General features: G+C 70.4%; 15 protein-coding genes. 8 read left to right on the top strand and 7 right to left on the bottom strand.

Annotation, left to right across the window (positions count from 1 at the left end; translation table 11 throughout):
• Positions 1 to 98 precede the first annotated feature (98 nt).
• Both ACIBF5_RS04585 and ACIBF5_RS04580 read left to right on the top strand, forming a co-directional pair.
• Positions 99 to 1451: an ABC transporter substrate-binding protein gene (locus tag ACIBF5_RS04585; RefSeq protein WP_396808051.1), complete on the top strand. Its 1353-nt coding sequence runs from the start codon at positions 99 to 101 to the stop codon at positions 1449 to 1451.
• Positions 1452 to 1554: 103 nt separating this feature from the next.
• Positions 1555 to 2157, top strand: coding sequence for a hypothetical protein (locus tag ACIBF5_RS04580; RefSeq protein ID WP_396808049.1), 603 nt, complete (start codon positions 1555 to 1557; stop codon positions 2155 to 2157).
• Positions 2158 to 2188: 31 nt separating this feature from the next.
• On the opposite strand, the gene ACIBF5_RS04575 is transcribed toward ACIBF5_RS04580, so the two are convergent.
• The 4 genes from ACIBF5_RS04575 to ACIBF5_RS04560 form a co-directional block, all read right to left on the bottom strand.
• Entirely contained in the window at positions 2189 to 2965 is a 777-nt protein-coding gene (locus tag ACIBF5_RS04575; RefSeq protein ID WP_396808290.1) for an enoyl-CoA hydratase/isomerase family protein, read from the bottom strand.
• Positions 2941 to 3798 (bottom strand): 3-hydroxyacyl-CoA dehydrogenase family protein, encoded by an 858-nt coding sequence (locus ACIBF5_RS04570; protein WP_396808047.1) that lies wholly within the window; start codon positions 3796 to 3798, stop codon positions 2941 to 2943. Before ACIBF5_RS04570 ends, ACIBF5_RS04575 begins: the two co-directional genes overlap by 25 nt.
• Positions 3799 to 3917: 119 nt before the next feature.
• Entirely contained in the window at positions 3918 to 4829 is a 912-nt protein-coding gene (locus ACIBF5_RS04565) for a hypothetical protein (protein ID WP_396808045.1), read from the bottom strand.
• A gap of 166 nt (positions 4830 to 4995) precedes the next feature.
• Entirely contained in the window at positions 4996 to 5535 is a 540-nt protein-coding gene (locus ACIBF5_RS04560) for a hypothetical protein (protein ID WP_396808043.1), read from the bottom strand.
• 286 nt (positions 5536 to 5821) lie between these two features.
• Here ACIBF5_RS04560 and ACIBF5_RS04555 point away from each other — a divergent pair, with 286 nt between their 5' ends.
• Both ACIBF5_RS04555 and ACIBF5_RS04550 read left to right on the top strand, forming a co-directional pair.
• The gene (locus ACIBF5_RS04555; protein WP_121157566.1) at positions 5822 to 6109 is read left to right on the top strand and encodes a hypothetical protein; all 288 of its coding nucleotides are present in this window, start codon (positions 5822 to 5824) and stop codon (positions 6107 to 6109) included.
• Positions 6110 to 6324: 215 nt separating this feature from the next.
• Positions 6325 to 7041, top strand: coding sequence for a TetR family transcriptional regulator (locus ACIBF5_RS04550; protein ID WP_396808041.1), 717 nt, complete (start codon positions 6325 to 6327; stop codon positions 7039 to 7041).
• Here ACIBF5_RS04550 and ACIBF5_RS04545 read toward each other — a convergent pair.
• The gene (locus ACIBF5_RS04545) at positions 7019 to 7588 is read right to left on the bottom strand and encodes an RNA 2'-phosphotransferase (RefSeq protein ID WP_396808039.1); all 570 of its coding nucleotides are present in this window, start codon (positions 7586 to 7588) and stop codon (positions 7019 to 7021) included. The genes ACIBF5_RS04550 and ACIBF5_RS04545 overlap by 23 nt on opposite strands.
• Positions 7588 to 8367, bottom strand: a complete 780-nt coding sequence (locus ACIBF5_RS04540) for a class I SAM-dependent methyltransferase (protein ID WP_396808037.1) — start codon at positions 8365 to 8367, stop codon at positions 7588 to 7590. Before ACIBF5_RS04540 ends, ACIBF5_RS04545 begins: the two co-directional genes overlap by 1 nt.
• Before the next feature lie 573 nt (positions 8368 to 8940).
• Here ACIBF5_RS04540 and ACIBF5_RS04535 point away from each other — a divergent pair.
• The 4 genes from ACIBF5_RS04535 (at position 8941) to ACIBF5_RS04520 (ending at position 16629) form a co-directional block, all read left to right on the top strand.
• Positions 8941 to 12141 (top strand): FtsX-like permease family protein, encoded by a 3201-nt coding sequence (locus ACIBF5_RS04535; protein WP_396808034.1) that lies wholly within the window; start codon positions 8941 to 8943, stop codon positions 12139 to 12141.
• An 86-nt stretch (positions 12142 to 12227) separates the two neighbouring features.
• Positions 12228 to 14945 (top strand): FtsX-like permease family protein, encoded by a 2718-nt coding sequence (locus tag ACIBF5_RS04530; RefSeq protein WP_396808032.1) that lies wholly within the window; start codon positions 12228 to 12230, stop codon positions 14943 to 14945.
• Entirely contained in the window at positions 14945 to 15928 is a 984-nt protein-coding gene (locus tag ACIBF5_RS04525) for an ABC transporter ATP-binding protein (protein WP_396808030.1), read from the top strand. Before ACIBF5_RS04530 ends, ACIBF5_RS04525 begins: the two co-directional genes overlap by 1 nt.
• The gene (locus ACIBF5_RS04520; RefSeq protein ID WP_396808028.1) at positions 15925 to 16629 is read left to right on the top strand and encodes an ABC transporter ATP-binding protein; all 705 of its coding nucleotides are present in this window, start codon (positions 15925 to 15927) and stop codon (positions 16627 to 16629) included. The genes ACIBF5_RS04525 and ACIBF5_RS04520 overlap by 4 nt, the downstream gene beginning before the upstream one ends.
• Positions 16630 to 16739: 110 nt before the next feature.
• On the opposite strand, the gene ACIBF5_RS04515 is transcribed toward ACIBF5_RS04520, so the two are convergent.
• On the bottom strand, positions 16740 to 16949 hold the full coding sequence (locus tag ACIBF5_RS04515; protein WP_007073996.1) for a BldC family transcriptional regulator: 210 nt from the start codon (positions 16947 to 16949) through the stop codon (positions 16740 to 16742).
• Positions 16950 to 17267 lie beyond the last annotated feature (318 nt).

The raw sequence follows: 17267 nt of genomic DNA, 5'->3' as shown, positions 1-17267 counted from the left end.
ACCGGCGGGTTGGAAGATCCAATTGCGACCACCGTCACACCGTTGGCCAACGACACGCTAGTGTGCGCAGCGGACCTTCGGGGAGGAAGGACGACGTCATGCTCGTACGACGTGGCTCGCGCAACGCTGGTCTCGCCGCCTGCGCCGCGCTTCTGCTCGCCACCACCGCCTGCGGGTCCGACGACGCGGAACAGCCGGCCGCGTCTCCGGTGCGCCTCTACGGCACCGACGGCAACATGCAGAACTCCTTCGTGAAGGAGTTCGACGGGCAGACCAAGCTACTGGACGGCATGAAGGGCACCATCCCGCTGACCCCCCTCTCCGAGGACTTCAAGGAGCGGGTCACCGGACAGGACCCGGGACTGACCGACTTCCTCTACTCGGCCGAGGTCTACGACGCGATCGCGGTGAGCGCGCTCGCCGCGCAGCTTGCCGGTTCGACCGCACCGGCCGAGATCGCGAAGCAGATCAACGGTGTCACCACCGGCGGCCAGCGGTGCGACTCGATCAAGTCGTGCCTGCCGATCGCCCGCAATGGCACGGACATCGAGTACCGGGGCGTCTCGCTGAATCGGGGCGGCTTCACCGAAGCCGGTGAGCCCTCCACCGCCAGCTACGCCACCATGCACTTCGGCGAACAGGCCAAGATCGACGAGGGGAAGACCGAGTTCGTCGGGGCCGGCGACGAGTCGGCGGCGAGCACCCAGGCGCCGCCAGCGCCGAAAAAGCAGGTCGGCGGCAAGACCGACCGGCGCGACGGCTCCCCCCTGAAGATCGGTGGGCTGCTGCCGCAGACCGGTGACCTCTCGCTGGCGTACCCGCCGATGGCCGCCGGCGCGAAACTCGCCATGCGCGAGATCAACGACGCGGGCGGGGTTCTCGGCGAACCGGCAATCTGGGTCGACGGCGACGACGGGACCAACCCGGACGTGGCAAAGGCGACCGTCGCCGAGCACGTCGCGGCCGGCGTACACGTGATCATCGGTGCCGGCGCCTCCGGGGTCTCCCGTGCGGTGCTGCCGGACGTGGTCGCGGCCGGTCTGGTCCTCTTCTCCCCGTCGAACACCGACGCCGGTCTGACCACCATCGACGACCAGGGCCGTTACTTCCGCACCGCCCCCTCGGACATCCTCCAGGGGCGCGCGTTGGCGGACGTCATCATGCGGGACGGGTCGCAGAAGATCGCCATCGTGGCCCGGAAGGACTCGTACGGCGAGGGCCTCCAGGGCAACGTACGGGCCGAGTTGGAGCGGGCCGGGATCGCCGCCGACCGGCTCAAGCTGCTCAGCTACGACCCGCCGGCCAAGCCGGACTCCCCGCCGGTCGACTTCAGCGCGGGCGCGCAGGAGATCAAGCAGTTCGGCGCGGACGCGGTGCTGGTCATCGGGTTCGGCGAGTCCGCTCAGGTGATCAAGGCGCTGGACAGTGCCGGGGTGCAGATCCGGCACTGACGTCGGTCGGCGGCGGTCTGGCACGTTTCCGGGAGCAACCGGGGGCACCGGTCGCCGTACGGTTTCGCTGACACCGAGCGAGCTGACCGAGAGGCGACAGACGATGAGTGACTTCACCAACCCGCTGATTGAGGACGTCGACTTCGACTCGACCGGCGTGGAGGAGCAGGGGCTCGGCCCGAGCGCCACCCCCGACGAACTGCCCGGCTACGACCTCGTCGGGTTCCAGCCGGAAACGGTGGTGGAGCACCACGCCGACGGCTCGACCGAGGTGCTCACCGACTTCGACGGCGACGGCATCGTGGATCTGGCGCAGCGGGACGCCGACAGCGACGGCACCGCCGAGATCACCCTGATCGACGGCGACCACGACGGCTCGCTCGACACCGCCCTGCGGGACTACGACGACAATGGCGTCGTGGACAAGATCGCCAGTGACACCAATGCCGACGGCGTGATCGACCGGGTCGCCACCGACACCAACGCCGACGGCCTGATCGACGCCGTGGCCCGCGACACCGACCTCGACGGCCGGGCGGACACCTGGGCGACCGACGTCAACCACGACGGGCGCGCCGACCACTCGATCATCGACCTCGACGAGGACGGCCGAGCCGACCAGGTCATGGTCGACGTCGACTTCGACGGCGGAGTCGACCGGGTCGGCTACCTCGACGGGGACAGCAACCCGTACGCCAGCCGCTGACGGCGGCCGGCGGGCAGGGTCGAACGGGTCGTCAGCGGTTCTTCCGGTCCAGGAACTCGGTCATTCGGCGGTGCTTCTCCGGATCCTCGAAGAGCACCGCCTGGCTGAGCAGGTCGAGCTGCGGATGCGCGGCGGCCGGCGCGTCGACCGCCAGCTTGGTCAGGCGTACCGCCAGCGGCGACGCCTTCGCGATCTCGTCCAGCAACTCGTGGGCGACACCGAGCAGATCGGCCGGGGAGTCCACCACCCGGTTCACCAGACCGATCCGCAGCGCCTCGGCGGCGTCGATCCGCCGACCGGTGTAGAGCAGTTCCTTCGCCCGGGTCTCGCCGATCAGGGCCGGCAACCGGTGCGTGGCGCCCGCCCCGGCGATGATGCCCAGGCGCACCTCGGGCTGGCCAAAAAACGCTCGCGCCGTACAGATGCGCAGGTCGCACGCGTACGACAGCTCGGCTCCGCCGCCCAGCGCCGGCCCGTCGACGGCTGCCACGGTGGGCATCGGCAACGCCCGGATCCGGGCGAAGACGGCCGAGTTGATCGCGGCCAGGGCGTCGATCCGGTCTCGTTCCCGCAGTTGGGCGATGTCTGCCCCGGCGGCGAAGACACCCTCCGAGCCACCGGTGAGCAGCAGCAGCTTCGGCTCCCGTTCCAACCGGGCGCAGAGTTCGTGCAACGCGGCCACCAGGTCCGCGTCGATGGCATTGCGCTTCTCCGGCCGGTCGAGGGTGACCACCAACCGGTCGTCCCGCTCCTCGATCCGCAGGCCGGCCGGTCCGACGCCGCTCACTGCTTGACCCCGTTCACCCAGCGGTAGAAACCGTGTCCGGACTTCTTGCCCAGCCGGCCCTGCTCCAGCATCGACTCCAGCAGCGGCGGCGGGGCGAACCGGTCGCCGTACGCCGCCTGGAGGGTGCGGGCGATGTCGAGCCGTACGTCGAGCCCCACCAGGTCGGTGAGTTCCAGCGGCCCGACCGGGTGGCGGTAGCCGAGCGTCATCGCCTTGTCGATGTCGGCCGCAGCGGCGACCCCGTCGGCGACCATCCGGATCGCCTCCAACCCGAGCGTGACCCCGAGCCGCGAGGTGGCGAACCCGGGCAGGTCGCGTACGACGACGGGGTCCTTGCCCAGCCGACCGGCGAGGGCGACCGCGGCGGCGGTGGTCTCCGCGCTGGTGGCCTCCCCGACCACCACCTCGATCAGCGTCATCGCCCAGACCGGGTTGAAGAAGTGCAGCCCGATGAAGCGATCGGGGTCCGGAACCGCGTCGGCCAGCTCGGCGATCGCGATGCTCGACGTGTTGGTGGCGAGCAGGGCGGGGTGACGCTTGGCTGCCGCCGCGAGCACGCTCCGCTTGAGGTCGGGGCGTTCGGGCACCGCCTCCACGATCACGTCCGGTCCGTCGGCCACCTCGGCCAGGTCGCGGCGGAGCACCAGCCGGGTACGTCCGGCGGCGGCTTCCTCGGCGGAGAGTTTGCCCCGCTCGACCGCCCGGTCCAGCAGCTTCCCCAGGGCGACAGTGGCCGTTGCGGCCCGCTCCGGGTCGACCTCGACCAGCTCCACCTCGTAACCGGCGGTGGCGGCGACGTAGGCGATGCCCAAGCCCATCGTCCCGGCCCCGATCACTACGAAACGCTCGTTCATGCGGCGACCCTATGCAGTACGACCCGAGCCGCCAACTCGGTCACCTGGTGCCCCGGCGTTCCGCTCGTACTTCGGCGGCACCCGCCGCTCGCCGCCGCTCCGCCCCGGAGCACTCCGACTCAGAGCGCTCCGGCGGTGTCACGAGTGCGCCGCCGGCGGAGGAAATACCCGGCGAACGCCGTCGTGACCAGTAACAACGCCAGCCCGGCGCCGATGGAGAGGGAGAGCAGAAGCGGTCGCGGGCCGGACGACTCGGCCGCTGCGACGGCGCCTGACAGGGAGACCCGCCCCTCCAGGGTGCGTTCGACGGTCCCGCTGAACAGGGTCATCCGGACATCCCAGCGGCCGGATGACAGCGGTTGGTCGATCAGTGCGCTGACCTGGCCGCTCTCTCCGGGGAGGATCGTGACGCCGCTCGCCACGGTGAACGGTCCGGCGCTGACCCTGCCCGACTCGCTGGTCAGGGAGACCGAACCGCCCATGTCCAAGGCCCGTCCGCCGGTGTTGTGGACCCGCGCGGTGAGTACGGGCCACTCACCGCCGCCCAGGCCGACCGCGAGCCCGTCGATCCGGAAGTCGGTCGGCGGTTCGCCGCCCGACCCGATGTCGAGGTACATCCGAATGCCCACACGATGGATCTTGCCGACGTTGTCCTGCGCCGTGGGTGGTTTGGTGATCTGCGCCCAGACCGCCCCGTACCGCTCGCCCTTCGAGGCGGTGTCCGGTACGGCGACGGTGACCTCCACCTGTTTCCGGTCACCAGGTTCAAGGTCGGCACTGCTGGACTCCAGGCTCACCCAGCCGCTGAGTTCGTTGCCGCCACGGCCGTCCGCAGCGGTGAAGACGTTCCTCTCGACCGTCGCCGCCCCGACGTAGAGATCGACCTGCTGAGGCTCCGGCGAGGTGTTGCGTACCTCGACCCGACGGCTGAGGGTCGTTCCGGGCTTGAGGTGGTCGATGATGTACGCCCGCGCACGCGGGTCCTTCGCCCGCGCGGCGGGAATCTCCAGGAGCTGTATTCCCAGCCCCACCGCCTCGCCGTCCGGCCCCCTCCCCGCGACGTGTTCTCTCCCCGCGACGTGTTCTCTCCCCGCGACGTGCTGATCCGCTGAACCGCGCACGGCGACGGCTGGTGCCGTGTGCGGTCCAGACGCCAGGATGGCGGCGGACGCCAGCAGCAGCAGCCGCCGGACGCGGTCAGAGGACCGAATGCGTCACCGTCCCGGTGTACACGCCGACGACGGCGTCGGCGGGAATCGCGACCGCCACAGTGGGATTCCAGGTGGCGAAGTTGTTGGCGGTGCCACCGGTGTGGCTGAACGCCGTACGCGGGACGTTGATGATCACCGCGTCGCCGGCCGACGCCTGACCGGGCGTGAAGGTGCCGCTGCCGGCGGTGGCCGTGGCCCCACCGGACCAGTACGTGATGTTGATGTTGGGAATCGTCTCGGCGGGGGTGCCGCCACCGGTGGTGAAGTCGGTGGCGATGACGGTGGCCGTCCAGTTCGGAGTGAGCGAGGCTCGTTGGTCGATCACGGTGACCGGTCCCAGTTGCCCGCTGACCGTCGTGCCCCCCACCCCGGTGCCGAGACTCACCGAGGCCGGAACCGTGATGGTGAGGCCACCTGCGGCAGCGACGTTGAGGGTGACGGTGGTTTCCTCGGCGTGCGCGGGTGCGGCGAGTCCCACCGCCATCAGAGTGCCGGCAACGACGGCAGTAAGAAACTTTTTCCTCATAAAGTCCCCCGTTTTACGGAAAGCGAGCTTCGCGTAGAGAGCAGACTAACGAGGCGATTCGGCACCAAGAAGGGGATTAGGTAAATTTCGACGCCTGCCAGCGCAAGGGGTGAACCCCTCGTGTCATCGGCCGGCTCCACCCTGAACAGGCTGCGGAGCCAGGCGCGCGTCGAGGCCGGATCGAGGGCACCGGGCCAGCCCCGCCGACGGCTAGCGTATGCGGGGCCGCGGTTCTGGGTACTGCGGACGAGCACCGCCTCAGTCAGCCGGAGAAAGGGCTTCCCCCATGAGCGAGTCGCAGCCGACCACCGAGCCGCAGGAGACCGTCGAAACGCGTGGTGACGAGCGGGTCGACCTGATCCGTGCGGACACCAACAACGACGGTCGTACCGACCTCTGGGTGGCCGACACCGACGGCGACGGCAAGGCCGACCTGTTCCAGTTCGACACCAACGGCGACGGCAAGGTGGACATCACCATGGTCGACCTGACCGAGGACGGTACGCCTGACGAGGTGGTCGACGGCGACGGCGGTCTGCCGCCCGCGCCGCTCCCCCCAACCGTCGCGGTCTGACCCTGCGCCACTGCTCCACGGCACCCGTGTGACGGTTAGGAAGGGCCCCCTCCTATACAAAAAACGATAAGAGGGGGCCCTTCCTTCTCAGGAGGTGAGGGCGGGGGCGGGTTCGGTGAGCTCGTCGAGGCTGACGTGCCGTCATCGCGCGCCACCTGACATGCCGTGCCATGTGGCAGAAGATGACACGTGAGTCGCCATGCCATCCTGTGGGGGTGACATCATCGGAGTCCGCGCTGCCCACCGCGCCGCCGGCCGCCACCGCACCGTCGGCTGACCGACGGGAGCCGCACACGGACCCGCCGGCGAACCGTCGGGAGCGCAAGAAGCTGGAGACCCGGGCGGCGCTGGAACAGGCCGCACTACGGCTCTTCGGCGAGAAGGGCTACGAACACACCACGGTCGAGGAGATAGCCGCCGAGGCCGACGTCGCGGTACGCACCTTCTTCCGCTATTTCGCCTCCAAACAGCACGTCCTCTTCGGCGACGTGGCGCATCAGCGGATCAACCACCTGCGCGCGGCACTCGCCGCGAGTCCACCCGACGAGACTCCGTTGCAGGCGATCAGCTCGGTGCTCAACGCACTCGACCTCGACGAGGACGAGCAGAAACAGATCAGCGTACGACTGCGCCTGTTGGAACGTCAGCCCACGTTGATCAGCATGTACCTGATGCTGAACCACCGGCTACGACAGACCATCGTCGAGTTCGTCGCCGCCCGGACCGGGCTCTCCCCGTGGCACCCGTACCCACTCCTGCTGGCCGGGGCGGCGGTCACCTCGTGGGACACCGCACTGCACGCCTGGCTGGCCGACGACACCGCAACCCTGGCCGACCTGCGCCGGCAGGCGTACGCCGTACTCACCGCCGGCATCCCCGCCGACCCGCCGGCACCTGCCGGACCGACGCTCAGTCGGCCAGCGGGCGGATGACGTCAGGCGGGACGGCGTCGGTGAGCCACACCCCGTTGTCACTGCGGTAGAAGTCGTGCCCCCGCGCGGCCAACTTCGCCGCGTCGACCATCAGCACCGACACCGCACCGCCCCGGCGTCGACCGACGGTCACCGCCGTCGCCACGTCGACCGAGAGGTGTACGTGGTGCCGGCGCCCCGGCCGGAGCCCTTCGACCAGGATCGCGGGCACGTTGACCGCCGCGGTGCCGTGGTAGAGCTGCTCGGGTGGGGTGACCGGGATGAGCGCCAGGTCCACCTGCACCCGGGCCGAGTGCCCCTGGCTGGCCCGTACCCGGTCCACCCCGTCCGGTCCGGTGCGTACCGCGAACCGTTGCTTGTCGTTGCCGGCCACCACCGCGTCCAGCTCGTCCCGGGTCACCGGCCGCCCGTGCCGGGAGAGCGCCGCCAGCAGCTCCGCTACCGGCACCCAACCGTTGGCGTCCAGAGTCAGCCCCACGCTCTCCGGCGCGTGCCGCAGCACCTTGGACATCCGCTTGCTGATCGTGCGCAACTGCGTCGGTTCCATCAGCCCACCAACCGGAGCGTCGCCAGGTAGTACGGCGCATCCGCGTCGTCCACGTCGACCAGCCGCCAGGCGCTGCCCCGGACCAGCTCGGCCAGCTCGTCCGGGGTGCAGACCAGATAGTCGAACCAGGGCGTGCCGAGTTCGCGGTAGCGCAGCCGCAACCGCAACTGGCCGCCGAGCCGGCCCCGAGCCCGGTTCCGCTCGTGGTAGCCGGTGTGCACCGGGTCGGTGGTGCCGTACGGGTCGGTGCCGTGCGCGATGATCTCCGCCCCGGGTTTCGCGAGCGCGGCCAGCGCGGCGAGGAACCCCGGCGCGCGGTCGCGCCCCTCGATCAGCCCCAGGTTGTTGCCGAGCAGCAGGAAGGTGTCGAACCGGTGGGTGTTGGTGGCGTACTCGTCCACCGTGCCGAGCACCAGGCCCCGTACGCCCCGCTTGCGGGCCACCCGGATCGCGCCGGGCGAGATGTCCAGCCCGGTCACCGGCACCCCACGGGCCTGCAACTCCAGCGCGATCCGCCCGGCGCCCACCCCGATGTCGAGCACCTGGCCCCGGACCCGGTCGACGGCCCGGTGGTCGTACGGTTGCCAGTCCTCCGGCCCGTCCAGATAGTGGGCGGCCGGAGCACCGTTGATCAGGCCGTCGTCGCGCTCGATGACCTCGATGACCGGACGGGGCAACCGCCCACCGACCAGCGGTCGGGGCCCGATCCCGGTCGCGACCGCGAGCGTGTCCCGCAACAGTTCGCCGAAGACGTCGCCGATCTGCGGTTGCACCACCATGGGGTAGACGCTAGCCGCCAGTCGCGGTACGCGCGGCGCGAGATCCACGCAGGGTGAACGTCATCGATCCCTTCGGCGCGCAGACGTACCGACTTCCACCGCACGCCGGGCGACTTCCACCGCACGCCGGGCGACTTCCACCGCGCGCTGGGCCGACTTCCACCTCATCGCGCGGCCGACACGACGCGGGCCGAGGGTTCCGCTGGCTGGCCGGGCGGCGGACTGCGAGTGCTGGTCAATGACACGGATCACCGACCCGTCGACACCAGCGAGATAAGGGGTTATTGGGCGGAATTACGGAGCGCTCGAAGGGCCGACCTTTTTCGGTAGCCGCGTCCCGCAGAGTCCCAATGAAGCCATCGACATTGGCGCTGACCTGCGGGAATACCCTGGTAGCCTTGCCCGCTCCCGTTCGCAACGAGTTGATCTCGATTAGGTAATGGCCGCATCACGAACGGCCGGTGGGAAAAATTTCTTCCACCGACTGCGAACCTTTCCGGCCAGCTCACCAATCAGGAGCGATGAGGGCGGCCGGTGGCGTCGCCACGATAGGCAACGAGGGGACGCGGTGGAATGAGGCTGGTGCTACGGCGCGCCCGTGCGGTGAGAGGGCTGTTACTCGCCGCGACTGGGGCGACCTTGATCGCCGCCGCCCTGCTCACCGGCCTCGCTGGCTACAGCCAGCAGGTCGTCGAGACCGGCGCCGAGAGGGCGATCGACTCCGCCAGTCCGCAGGAGCGGTCGCTGCTGGTCCGCGGCTCGACCGGTGGATCAATAGAGGCACTCCGGCAGCGGGACGCGGCACTCCGCAAGGAGGTCGCCGGAGGGCTCAGCGGGTTGCCCACCTCGGTCTCGTCCGCCGGATACGGCGCCGGGCGCCAACTCTCCGGCCAGGTCGGCGAGGCCGTGCCCGACGCCGACGGTGTGGTCTTCGCCTCGGTGGTGTTCCTCAACGATCTCGCCGCGCACGCCGACCTCAGCTCCGGCGCGTGGCCGCAACCGGGCCTCAGCCCGGTGCAGACCGTGCTCGCGGAGCGGATCGCCGGGATCCTCGGCGTGAAGGTCGGCGACCAGGTACCGGTCACCGACCGGGTCAGCGGAAAGATCACCAACCTCTCGGTGGTCGGCATCTGGCACCCACGTGACCCGGCGGCAAGCTACTGGCGGCTCTCCCCGGACGTGGCCGACGGACATCTGCCACAGTCGTCCACGTACGGCCCGTTCGTCGTTGACCAGGCCGACTTCATGAGCCACTTCATCGCCAGTGCCAGCGCCGCCTGGCTGGTCGAGCCCGGCCTGACCGGCGCCAGCGCGGCCCAGCTCAGCCGGCTCGGCAACACGATCTCCCGGCTGACCACCGAACTACCCAAGGCCGCCGGACTCGGCACCTCCGGTGTCGCCACCACCTCCATCGACGCCCTGGCCCAACGGCTCGAACGGGCCAACCTGGTCGGCCGGTCCACCCTGGTCACCCCGATGCTGCTCGTCATCGTGCTCGGCGGCTACGCGTTGGTGCTGGTCGCCGTACTCCTGGTCGAGCAGCGCCGGGGCGAGAACTCCCTCCTGAGAGCCCGTGGGGCGGCCCGCAACCAGATCGCCGGCTTGGCCGTACGGGAAGCGACGCTCGTCGCCCTGCCGGCGGCACTGCTCGCCCCGCTGCTGGCCACCGAGGGCCTGCACCTCGCCGACCGGATACCGATGCTGGCCTCCGTGGGGCTGCGCTTCGACACCCAGCCACGACCGATGAGTTGGCTGGTCGCCGGGCTTGCCGCAGTCGGTTGCGTACTGGCCATCGCCGGTCCGTCGCTACGCCGCAGTGGCACGTACGTCGCCGAACTCGCCAACCGTTCGCGACCGGGCCGGCGGGCCGCCGCCCAGCGGGCCGGCATCGACCTGGCCCTGATCGCCCTGGCCGTACTCGGCTGGTTCCAGCTTCGGCAGTACTCCTCACCCCTGTCCAGTGCGCGGTCCACCGGTCAACTCGGCATCGACCCGCTGCTCGCCGCCACCCCGACACTGGGGGTGCTGGCCGGGGCAGTGGTCGCGCTACGGGTGCTGCCACCGCTCACCCGCTTGGCGGAACGGTTCGTCGACCGGAAGCCCTGGACCGCCACGATGTTCGGCACCTGGCAGGCCGGCCGGCGCCCGCACGCGGGGCCCGTACTGCTGCTCGCCCTCGCGGTCGCGGTCAGCACCCTGGCCTGGTGCCTGGCCAGCACCTCCGAACGGTCCCTGGTCGACCAGGCCAACCACCAGGTCGGCGCAGACCTGCGGCTGGTGGAGACGACCGGGATCCCGAGGGAGGAACGCGCGGCGGAGCTCGCCGCGTTGCCCGGTGCCCGCACGGTGCTGGCGGCCGGGCGGGAGAATCTCCAACTGGGCCCGGCGGCGGAGCCGGCCTCGCTGGTGGCGATCGACGCCCTCGCCGGCGCCGACCTGATCCAGATGCGCGACGACCTGGTCCATGGTGGGTCCGCCGCCGACGTCCTGCGCGGACTCGGGCGACAGCGGGTCAACGTCCCGTACACCGAACTGCCGGCGGGTGCCCGACAGCTCTCCGGCGTGATCAGCACCACCGTCAATGGACCGGACCTGGTCTCCGACCAGATCCGGAGCGAGGCCGTTTTTGTCGATTCGAACAGCAGTTTGCTGAGGGTGCCGATCGGCACCAGCCAGAACGGCAGAGTGCTCCGGTTCACCATCGACCTGCCGGCCGGCGCGACCCCGGCCCGACTGGCCGGATTCACCACCGAAGGCACCGGTCAGAGCGGGATGAAGGTCGACTGGCTGCTGACCGAGCTACGTGCCGGCGGCGGCGACGCCGCCACCCAGGTCGACCTGCGCCCCGGCACCGAATGGCGGGTGGTGAACCCGTTCGACCGGGAGGAAGCGGCCATCGCCGGTCCGGGTTCCCTCTCGACCAGCTATGTGTACATCGGTCCGCCGAACAGCACAGGTGTCAGGGTGACGCAGATGGCGATCACCCGAGCCACCGGCGACGCGCCGGTCCCGGTGCTGGTCACCCCACCCGTACTCGCCGCGCTCCGGACCAAGGTCGGTGAAACGGTAAAAATACCGGTCGGCGTGGCGAAGGCCGAGGCCAAGATCATCGGTACGGTGGAGTCGGTCCCCGGTGACACCGAACCGGCCGCGATCCTCGCTGACCTCCCCTCGCTGAACAACGTGTTCTTCAACGACAGCGGCGTCATCCGGTCGCCGCAGGAGTGGTGGATCGCCACCGAGCCCGGCCAGCAGGCAGCCACCGCACACGCGGCAGCTCAGCTCCCGGACCTGGAGGTGCTCGACCGCCAGGCGATCGCCGGCCGGGTCGACCCGTACGGGGTCGGCGCGCGGGGTGCGCTCTTCGCTGCGGCGTTGGGCGCGCTACTGCTCGCCGCGGTCGGCATAGCCGTCGACGTGAGCGCGACCGCGCGTCGGCGGGCCAACGAGATGGCGGTGCTCCACACCCTCGGCGCCGGGCACCGGCTGCTGGCCCGGTCGCTCATCGCGGAGCAGGCGTTCCTCTCCGGGATCGGCGTCCTCGTCGGACTCGGGGTCGGGGTCGCGGTCGCCGCCGCCATGGCGCCGCTGGTGATCCTCACCCCGTCGGCGGACCGACCGTCGCCGACGCCACTGCTCGACGTGGACTGGCCGCCGGTGATCGGCACCACACTCGGCCTGCTGCTGCTCGCGCTCCTGCTGAGCGGGCTGGTGGCCGCCACCATGCGGCAGCGCCTGGTCGCCGCCCAACTCCGGATCGGGGACGACCGGTGAGCCGCCGGACAGGGGGAGCGGTGGTGGGCGACCCCACACCGGCTCAGGGCACGGGAAACGGATCGGCGAACCCGAGGAAGACATTGATGACACTCACCAGGTCCGGGCCGCTACGTCGGCTGCGTGCCTTCGCCGGTCAGGTCGGGCTGCTCGCCGTACTCGGGCTGCTGGCTGCCGCACTACTCACTGGCGCACCACGACTCGCGAACGAGTACGCCGACCGGGGACTCGCCGCCGACGTGGCGACGCTGCCGCCTCTGGTGCGGGACATCTCAATGCCGATGGTCATCGAACCCGACAACACCGCGCCGGCAGCCGCGGGGGTCGACTCGCTCGACAAGTACCGCGACAAGCTGCCGGAACCGCTGCCGGGGCTGATCGACGACGGATGGTATTCGGCCACGGTCGGCCCGAACGGTGTGAACGCCTCCGGCGACTTCATCCCGCTCAACGGTGACACCAAGCCGGGCATGGCGCTACGGGCTCAGACCGGGCTCCAGGAAGCGGTCCGGATGGTTGACGGCGGTTGGCCGGCCACCAACGGACGGGCTCCCGGTGGCGGGATCGCGATCACCGTGTCGCAACTGACGGCGGAGGTGCTGTCGCTCCGGGTCGGCAGCAAGTTCGAGGTCAATGGCGGCCTCAAGCCGACCGCCGTAGAGGTGGTCGGGATCTTCGACCCGCTGGACCCGACCGCGCCGATCTGGAACGACATGCGGCTGGCGGTGGAGCCGCTGGTGCCGATGGCCGACGGCGACCCGTTCAAGACGATGGCGGTGACCACCTGGGCCGGAATGGACCTGGCCCGTCGGGACGTGGGCATGCCCGTCTACAACTGGTACTACCGGGTCGACGAGAAACGGCTGGATGCCGACGGAATCGAATCGGTGATCACCGCCCTGACCCAGCTCAAGCAGACCCCGCCGGTGCTGGAGAGCAAGGTGGCCACGTCGCTCGATACCGCGCTGGTCAAGATCGGGGAGCGGTTGGCCTCCGTACGGGCGCTGCTGGCGGTCGTGCAGACCGGGGTACTGGCCAGCCTGATCGGTCTGATCCTGCTCGCCGCCCGACTGTCGTTGGAGCGCCGTCGCGAGGAGCTGGCCCTGCTCCGCGCCCGGGGTGCCTCGACGAGCACCATCGGTGTGCGGGTCCTGGCCGAGTCGGTGCTGGTCCAGCCGCTGGCGGTGCTCATGGGCTGGCTGCTCGGCACCCTGGTGCCCGGTCGTTCGGCGGGGACGGAGTGGCTGGTCCCCGTGCTCGCGGTGATCACCACCGGTGCCGTCGCGGTGCTGGCGATGTCGAGCCAGCGCCGGGTGACGTTCGTCGTACGTCGCCAGGACCTGATTCGGCAGCGACCGTCGGCCCGACGGCTCACGGCCGAGATCAGCGTGCTCGCACTGGCCGCGCTCGGGGTGTTCCTGCTCCGGCGGCGTGGGCTCGAACCGAACGGCGGGGTGGACCCGTACCTGGTCTCGGTGCCGGTACTGCTCGCGGTCGGCACCGCGCTGATCGCACTCCGGGTGCTGCCCTGGCCGCTGCGGATGATCGGACAGGTTGCCGCACGGGCCCGGGGGGCGGTGCTCTTCCTCGGGCTGGTGCGAGCCGGCCGGGGTGCCCCGGTGACCATCGGCCCGCTCGCCGTACTGGTCATCGCGATCACCACGGGAGTGTTCAGCGGCGTGGTCGCGGACACCATCTCCACCGCCCGGGACGAGGCCGCCGACCAGGTGATCCCGGCCGATGCCAGCCTCACCGGGGTCACCTTCGCGGCGACCACGACCGACCGGATCAGCGCCCTGCCCGGAGTGACGGCGGTGGCCCCCGTCTCCCTGGAGAACTCCCGGCAACTGCGGTCGGGGCCCGGCGCCGCGGACCACGAACTCGGGCAGGCCCAGGTGGTGGTCGTGGACGTACCGAAGTTCGTGGAGGTGATGCGGCACAGCGGGATCCCCACGGATGGGGTGCCGGCGGCGCTGCGTCAGGCCACCCGGGGTGACGGCCCGGTCCCGGCGTTGGTCTCACCGACGGTCGCGGCGCAGGTCGGCAAGGGCGCGGTGGCGAACGTGCAGGGCCGGCAGTACGCCTTCACCACGAGCACGGTCGCGCCGACCTTTCCCGGCCTGGAACTCGACGTCGAACGCTTCGTCGTGCTGCCCTGGCAGGCGCTGCCGGTGCCGGACTTCAAACCGGTCCTGCCGAACCGGTTCCTGCTCGCCGGGGACGGTTATGACCGGACGGCACTGCTCCGGACCGCCGACGACGGGCAGCGCGAGTGGCGCGAGGGGGCGACGGGCAAGTCCGCCGCCGGCACCACCGTCCCGGCCGAGTTGGTCATCCGGACCGACTACCGGCGCTCGCTGGACCGGACCGGCGGTAACGAACTGCTCAGCCTGACGTTCGCGATCGGCGGGTTGGGGGCGACCGGCCTGGCGCTGCTCGCGGTCGGCTTCGCGGTCGTCGCCGAGGCGCGTACCCGGGGCAAGGTGCTCTCCCGGTTGCGCACGATGGGTCTCTCCGGCCGGCAGGGACGGCAACTGCTGGTGTACGAGCTGCTTCCGCTGGTCGGCGCCGCGGTGCTTGCCGGCGGGGTGGTCGGGGCGGTCCTGCCGGGCCTGCTCGGCCCGGCGCTCAACCTCTCCACCTTCACTGCCGGGGTGGCTGCCCGGACCCACCTCGATCCGCTGCTGGTGGGTGGGGTGCTGCTACTGGTGGTGGTCGGTCTGGCCGCCGCGCTCGCGATCGAAAACCTGATCAACCGACGGATGCGCCTCGGCGAGGTGCTCCGGCTCGGAGAGGAGAACTGATGACCGCTGCCCTGACCACTGCCGTACCCGATCTCGCGGCGTTGCAGCGCCGCGCCGCTGAACGTGCGGCGGAGCGGGCCGGCGGCAACGATCGCCTCCGTGGACACATCGTCTGCGACGGCCTGGTTCGTATCTTCAAGACCGAGGGCGTCGAGGTGGTGGCGCTGCAAGGGCTGGACCTGGTGATCGACCGTGGCGAGCTGATCGCCATCGTCGGCGCTTCCGGCTCCGGCAAGTCCACCGTGTTGAACATCCTCTCCGGGTTGGACGTGCCGACCGCGGGCATCGCCCGGGTGGCCGGCTTCGACCTGCTGACCATGTCGGCGAAGCAGCGGCTGCGCTACCGCCGCAGCACGGTCGGCTTCGTCTGGCAGCAGACCGGACGGAACCTGCTGCCGTACCTGACCGCACGGGAGAACGTCGAGCTGCCGATGCGGCTGGCCCGGCGTACGTCTGCGCGGGCGGCGCGGAAGCGGGCGTCGGAGCTGCTGGAGATGGCCGGGGTCGGCTACTGCGCGGACCGGCGGCCGGGCCAGATGAGCGGCGGTGAGCAGCAGCGGTGTGCGGTGGCGGTGGCTGTCGCGAACGATCCCGAGGTGCTCTTCGCCGATGAGCCCACCGGCGAGTTGGACGAGGCGACGGCGGCCGCCGTCTTCGAGGCGCTGCGTGCGATTAACGCCGAGTTGGGCGTCACGGTGGTGGTGGTGACCCACGACCACAACGTGGCGACCCAGGTCCGCCGAACGGTCGCGATCCGCGACGGGCGGACCGCGTCGGAGGTACGGCGGTCGGCCCGGATCGGCGCGGACGGGCTGGAGGAGTTGGTGACCGAGGAGTACGCGGTGCTGGACCGGGCGGGCCGGATGCAGTTGCCGGCGGCCTTCGTGGACGCGTTGGCCCTACGGGACCGCGTGAAGCTGAATCTGGAGCTGGACCACGTCGAGGTCCGCTCCGGTGACGAACCTCAGAAGGAGCAGTTGTGAGCGGGGACCTGGTACGGGTGGAGGGCGTCAGCCGGGACTACGGTTCCGGCGACCGGGTGGTGCACGCCCTGCGGCAGGTGTCGTTCCGCGCCGGGCAGGGTGAGCTGGTCGCGGTCCGGGGTCGTTCGGGCGCCGGCAAGACCACCCTGCTCAACCTGATCGGCGGCCTGGACCGGCCGACCACCGGCCAGATCTTCGTGGCCGGCCGGGAGGTGACGGCGGCCGGGGAGGGGGACCTGCTGACGCTGCGCCGGGACACCATGGGGTTCGTGTTCCAGTCGTTCGGGCTGATCCCGATCCTCTCCGCGGCGGAGAACGTCGGGGTGCCGCTGCGGTTGGCGAAGGTGCCGGCGGCGGAGCGGGAGCAGCGGGTGGCGATGCTGCTGGAGCTGGTCGGGTTGGGTGGGCACGCGGGCCAGCGTCCGTACGAGCTCTCCGGGGGGCAGCAGCAGCGGGTGGCGCTGGCGCGGGCGTTGGCGAACGATCCGCCGCTGCTGATCGCCGACGAGCCGACCGGACAGCTCGACTCGGAGACCGGCCGGGCGATGATGGATCTGCTCCAGGCGCTGGTCCGGTCCCGCGGGATGACGGCGCTGGTGGCCACCCACGATCCGACCTTGATCGAATTGGCCGACCGGGTGTTGGTGCTGCGGGACGGCCGGTTGGTCGAGGAGGACCGACTGGCGGTGGCGGCTGGCTGACCGCCAGCCGCGCGGGTGGGCGCGGCAGGCACGAATCAGGGGCGGCAGAGGTACGGTTTCCCGTATCTCTGCCGCCCCTGAAACGATTCGCGGCCAGCCCCGGTCGGGGGTCAGTCGCCTTGACGCTGCTGGGGAATCTGCCCCTGCAGCAGGGCGCGAACCTCCGACTCGCGGTAACGCCGGTGGCCACCCAACGTTCGGATTGCGCTGAGCTTGCCCGCCTTCGCCCACCGGGTCACGGTTTTCGGGTCGACACGGAACATCGACGCCACCTCGGCCGGCGTGAGTAGCGGCTCTGGTTCGTGCGTACGCGATGCCATCGGTCACTCCTCCACAGGTGCCTATAGACATCGGCCGGGGTCCCGCCGGCCGACGCGTCTCCCATGGTCCGGCTAGTCCCCGATGTCCGACATGGGCCGAACGGCCGAACGTCCCTGGATGGACGGATGAACAATGACCGATTTATACAACTTTTCTATACTGAAACCTGTCTTATTCGGGCGCATTGTGGCCCATCGTAACCCCAAGATTACGAGTCGACCTCGCGTTGGAAACGCTCCACGCCCCTTTGACCAGCCAAAACGCGATCATGAAGAGCGATCCCCCATTCAGCAAGATCGACTCAATCGGGGTTAGGG

It is taken from the genome of Micromonospora sp. NPDC050417, from assembly GCF_044458865.1.
GTDB lineage: Bacteria > Actinomycetota > Actinomycetes > Mycobacteriales > Micromonosporaceae > Micromonospora_G.
This window is presented reverse-complemented; position numbering and strand designations above follow the sequence as displayed.

What these genes read in the sequence shown, in the direction of transcription:
- ACIBF5_RS04585 (WP_396808051.1), top strand. Translation starts at nt 99, where the DNA reads ATGCTCGTACGACGTGGCTCGCGCAACGCTGGTCTCGCCGCCTGCGCC.
- ACIBF5_RS04580 (WP_396808049.1), top strand. Translation starts at nt 1,555, where the DNA reads ATGAGTGACTTCACCAACCCGCTGATTGAGGACGTCGACTTCGACTCG.
- ACIBF5_RS04570 (WP_396808047.1), bottom strand. Translation starts at nt 3,798, where the DNA reads ATGAACGAGCGTTTCGTAGTGATCGGGGCCGGGACGATGGGCTTGGGC.
- ACIBF5_RS04560 (WP_396808043.1), bottom strand. Translation starts at nt 5,535, where the DNA reads ATGAGGAAAAAGTTTCTTACTGCCGTCGTTGCCGGCACTCTGATGGCG.
- ACIBF5_RS04555 (WP_121157566.1), top strand. Translation starts at nt 5,822, where the DNA reads ATGAGCGAGTCGCAGCCGACCACCGAGCCGCAGGAGACCGTCGAAACG.
- ACIBF5_RS04545 (WP_396808039.1), bottom strand. Translation starts at nt 7,588, where the DNA reads ATGGAACCGACGCAGTTGCGCACGATCAGCAAGCGGATGTCCAAGGTG.
- ACIBF5_RS04540 (WP_396808037.1), bottom strand. Translation starts at nt 8,367, where the DNA reads ATGGTGGTGCAACCGCAGATCGGCGACGTCTTCGGCGAACTGTTGCGG.
- ACIBF5_RS04535 (WP_396808034.1), top strand. Translation starts at nt 8,941, where the DNA reads ATGAGGCTGGTGCTACGGCGCGCCCGTGCGGTGAGAGGGCTGTTACTC.
- ACIBF5_RS04530 (WP_396808032.1), top strand. Translation starts at nt 12,228, where the DNA reads ATGACACTCACCAGGTCCGGGCCGCTACGTCGGCTGCGTGCCTTCGCC.
- ACIBF5_RS04525 (WP_396808030.1), top strand. Translation starts at nt 14,945, where the DNA reads ATGACCGCTGCCCTGACCACTGCCGTACCCGATCTCGCGGCGTTGCAG.
- ACIBF5_RS04515 (WP_007073996.1), bottom strand. Translation starts at nt 16,949, where the DNA reads ATGGCATCGCGTACGCACGAACCAGAGCCGCTACTCACGCCGGCCGAG.